This window comes from Microcoleus sp. B13-B6 (assembly GCF_036705405.1).
Lineage (GTDB): Bacteria > Cyanobacteriota > Cyanobacteriia > Cyanobacteriales > Microcoleaceae > Microcoleus.
The window spans coordinates 1-1,307 of sequence record NZ_JAUBUJ010000248.1 but is presented as its reverse complement, the minus strand read 5'-3'; the positions used below and the strand labels follow the sequence as shown (position 1 = coordinate 1,307).

1 protein-coding gene is annotated in these 1,307 nt (G+C 40.9%); it reads left to right on the top strand.

Annotation, left to right across the window (positions count from 1 at the left end; translation table 11 throughout):
* Nucleotides 1-237: 237 nt before the first annotated feature.
* A partial coding sequence (locus QUB35_RS38980; RefSeq protein WP_333148432.1) for a hypothetical protein occupies nucleotides 238-1,307 on the top strand: 1,070 nt, incomplete at its 3' end.

Sequence of the window (1,307 nt, the reverse complement as noted above, 5' to 3'; positions counted from 1 at the left end):
TGCCCACGTCATAACTGTACCCAGTTTGACGTGGGAGTATGTCACTTTTCCATATCGTGATCTTGACAGCATGGCGATATATCTAGCGGGACTTAAACAAATTTAAAGCCTAAATAAAGCCTAAATTTGCTTTATATGCACCAAAGATGCTAGCGAAAACTAGAAAGTTTTAGGCTTCTGTTCGAGAAGATACCCCCTAACGGGAGAAGTTGAAAAAAAATTAACTTCTCAAAAGTTATGGACTCTAACACCGCTTTAATCGGTCTCTCAAATATTTGCTCTAAATCTGACAACACTCCCCCCAGTGAAGTTAAAGAAGTGGTAGCGGTAATTTTCCCTTTTCTCACTCCGCATCCTTCCGATCAACTTCCCTTTAAAGTAGGCGATATCATCAAAACTGGTAAGCATTACGGTACTGTCACTTCTCTAAATCAAACCGATCGACCTGTAAGAATTACCTGGGATGCTAGTAACAGCGAAGACAGCTTTTCTTGGAATTATACACTTGATGAAATTCGTGTCCTCAAAATCTCCCTTGTGCCTCAGTTTATTCCTCAAAAAAATACTGGAGAACTTCCAGCTTGCACAACCATCGTACTTGCTAATTCGCAACAGGTACAATTCAGTAACACAACTATTTTCCAAGTAGAATCGCTGACTGAACACCACATTTTCATCTCGACTCTCGACCAATCTTATCTCTTTCCCATTAACTTGTTTCCAGGCTTCCCGACAAGTTGTACCATAGATATTCCTGCACCTCAGCAGTTAAAAGTCGCTCGCAGTTTGTCTGTTGCTGACCTCAAAATCCGAGCTAAGACGTATTTAGCTCTCGAAATACCCGACAACTTCTTAGAATTCGCTATGCCAATTCAAAAACAGCAATTCAAAGAAAAACTGGCTCGACAATTGAGCGAAGAAAATTACGAACTTCTAGAATTTAACATAGCTTGGGAAGAAACCTGGAAGCAGCACCTAGAAAACCTAGCCAAGAAACAAGGATTATACGGATTTAAAGAGGGAGATTACATTTTAAAATGCCGAGAAGGAGTTCAACAAAGGGGGACAGTCCAACGCTTGAACGTTGAAAATCTACGTCCATTCCAAATCGAGTGGAACAGCGGAGAAATCCAAAATTACAGTTTGACCGAACTCAAAGGTTTGGGTATAGCTCGTATCGAATCTATTGTTAAATTATCCCCCAATGTGGCTTATCAGATTAGCGAAGACGGCTCCTACTTTAGAGCTTGGATTGGGTTCCGTAGTGACATACTCCTACACCAACTGAGTACAGTATGGTATAGGCT